The sequence below is a fragment of the Streptomyces altiplanensis genome, assembly GCF_053591575.1.
Genome location: NZ_JBSFUB010000193.1, coordinates 1 through 3,151 on the forward strand (window position 1 = coordinate 1; position 3,151 = coordinate 3,151).

Here is a 3,151-nt window from a genome sequence, read left to right on the forward strand (position 1 = left end):
CCGATCTGTTCCGCTCTTTCGTGATGTGTGGTCCCGATCACGGGAAAACATTCATGGAGAGTTTGATCCTGGCTCAGGACGAACGCTGGCGGCGTGCTTAACACATGCAAGTCGAACGATGAAGCCCTTCGGGGTGGATTAGTGGCGAACGGGTGAGTAACACGTGGGCAATCTGCCCTTCACTCCGGGACAAGCCCTGGAAACGGGGTCTAATACCGGATAATACTTCTTCGGGCATCCGAAGAGGTTGAAAGCTCCGGCGGTGAAGGATGAGCCCGCGGCCTATCAGCTTGTTGGTGGGGTAATGGCCCACCAAGGCGACGACGGGTAGCCGGCCTGAGAGGGCGACCGGCCACACTGGGACTGAGACACGGCCCAGACTCCTACGGGAGGCAGCAGTGGGGAATATTGCACAATGGGCGCAAGCCTGATGCAGCGACGCCGCGTGAGGGATGACGGCCTTCGGGTTGTAAACCTCTTTCAGCAGGGAAGAAGCGCAAGTGACGGTACCTGCAGAAGAAGCGCCGGCTAACTACGTGCCAGCAGCCGCGGTAATACGTAGGGCGCAAGCGTTGTCCGGAATTATTGGGCGTAAAGAGCTCGTAGGCGGCCTGTCGCGTCGGATGTGAAAGCCCGGGGCTTAACCCCGGGTCTGCATTCGATACGGGCAGGCTAGAGTGTGGTAGGGGAGATCGGAATTCCTGGTGTAGCGGTGAAATGCGCAGATATCAGGAGGAACACCGGTGGCGAAGGCGGATCTCTGGGCCATTACTGACGCTGAGGAGCGAAAGCGTGGGGAGCGAACAGGATTAGATACCCTGGTAGTCCACGCCGTAAACGTTGGGAACTAGGTGTTGGCGACATTCCACGTCGTCGGTGCCGCAGCTAACGCATTAAGTTCCCCGCCTGGGGAGTACGGCCGCAAGGCTAAAACTCAAAGGAATTGACGGGGGCCCGCACAAGCAGCGGAGCATGTGGCTTAATTCGACGCAACGCGAAGAACCTTACCAAGGCTTGACATATACCGGAAACACCCAGAGATGGGTGCCCCCTTGTGGTCGGTATACAGGTGGTGCATGGCTGTCGTCAGCTCGTGTCGTGAGATGTTGGGTTAAGTCCCGCAACGAGCGCAACCCTTGTCCTGTGTTGCCAGCATGCCCTTCGGGGTGATGGGGACTCACAGGAGACCGCCGGGGTCAACTCGGAGGAAGGTGGGGACGACGTCAAGTCATCATGCCCCTTATGTCTTGGGCTGCACACGTGCTACAATGGCCGGTACAATGAGCTGCGATGCCGCGAGGCGGAGCGAATCTCAAAAAGCCGGTCTCAGTTCGGATTGGGGTCTGCAACTCGACCCCATGAAGTCGGAGTTGCTAGTAATCGCAGATCAGCATTGCTGCGGTGAATACGTTCCCGGGCCTTGTACACACCGCCCGTCACGTCACGAAAGTCGGTAACACCCGAAGCCGGTGGCCCAACCCCTTGTGGGAGGGAGCTGTCGAAGGTGGGACTGGCGATTGGGACGAAGTCGTAACAAGGTAGCCGTACCGGAAGGTGCGGCTGGATCACCTCCTTTCTAAGGAGCACTTCTAGGCCGGCTCTGCCGGTCCAGGGGCCAGTTCATCGGCGAACGTCCGGTGCTGGTTGCTCATGGGTGGAACGTTGACTACTCGGCACGGTCGGTTGGACCTGTTAGTACTGCTTCGGCGTGGAAAACAGGATCTGATGGATCGGGTCGGGCACGCTGTTGGGTGTCTGAGGGTACGGACTTCGGTCCTTATCTTCGCGATGCCGGCCCCAGTGCACTCGTCCGTCAGGGCGGGGTGATGGGTGGCTGGTCGTTGCTTGAGAACTGCACAGTGGACGCGAGCATCTGTGGCCAAGTTTTTAAGGGCGCACGGTGGATGCCTTGGCACCAGGAACCGATGAAGGACGTGGGAGGCCACGATAGTCCCCGGGGAGCCGTCAACCAGGCTTTGATCCGGGGGTTTCCGAATGGGGAAACCCGGCAGTCGTCATGGGCTGTCACCCATGCCTGAACACATAGGGCATGTGGAGGGAACGCGGGGAAGTGAAACATCTCAGTACCCGCAGGAAGAGAAAACAACCGTGATTCCGGGAGTAGTGGCGAGCGAAACCGGATGAGGCCAAACCGTATGCGTGTGATACCCGGCAGGGGTTGCGCATGCGGGGTTGTGGGATTGCACTTCAACAGTCTGCCGGCTGTTGGGCGAGTCAGAAACCGTTGGTGTAGGCGAAGGACATGCGAAAGGTCCGGCGTAGAGGGTAAGACCCCCGTAGCCGAAACATCAACGGCTTGCTTGTGCAACACCCAAGTAGCACGGGGCCCGAGAAATCCCGTGTGAATCTGGCGGGACCACCCGTTAAGCCTAAATATTCCCTGGTGACCGATAGCGGATAGTACCGTGAGGGAATGGTGAAAAGTACCGCGGGAGCGGAGTGAAATAGTACCTGAAACCGTGTGCCTACAAGCCGTGGGAGCGTCGCTGTATGTGCTTGCACATGCAGTCGTGACTGCGTGCCTTTTGAAGAATGAGCCTGCGAGTTAGCGGTGTGTAGCGAGGTTAACCCGTGTGGGGAAGCCGTAGCGAAAGCGAGTCCGAACAGGGCGATTGAGTTGCACGCTCTAGACCCGAAGCGGAGTGATCTAGCCATGGGCAGGTTGAAGCGGAGGTAAGACTTCGTGGAGGACCGAACCCACCAGGGTTGAAAACCTGGGGGATGACCTGTGGTTAGGGGTGAAAGGCCAATCAAACTCCGTGATAGCTGGTTCTCCCCGAAATGCATTTAGGTGCAGCGTCGTGTGTTTCTTGCCGGAGGTAGAGCACTGGATAGGCGATGGGCCCTACCGGGTTACTGACCTTAGCCAAACTCCGAATGCCGGTAAGTGAGAGCACGGCAGTGAGACTGTGGGGGATAAGCTCCATGGTCGAGAGGGAAACAGCCCAGAGCATCGACTAAGGCCCCTAAGCGTACGCTAAGTGGGAAAGGATGTGGAGTCGCAGAGACAACCAGGAGGTTGGCTTAGAAGCAGCCACCCTTGAAAGAGTGCGTAATAGCTCACTGGTCAAGTGATTCCGCGCCGACAATGTAGCGGGGCTCAAGCGTACCGCCGAAGTCGTGTCATTCA

At 58.2% G+C, this 3,151-nt stretch carries 2 rRNA genes (1 of these 2 cut by a window edge); both read left to right on the forward strand.

From position 1 onward, the window contains the following. Positions 1 to 50: 50 nt before the first annotated feature. Positions 51 to 1,576, forward strand: a 16S ribosomal RNA gene (locus ACWD0Y_RS36120). Between the two features lie 301 nt (positions 1,577 to 1,877). After that, positions 1,878 to 3,151: ribosomal RNA gene (locus ACWD0Y_RS36125) — 23S ribosomal RNA — on the forward strand; it runs 1,927 nt beyond the window's last position. The 16S and 23S rRNA genes sit together here, the layout of an rRNA operon.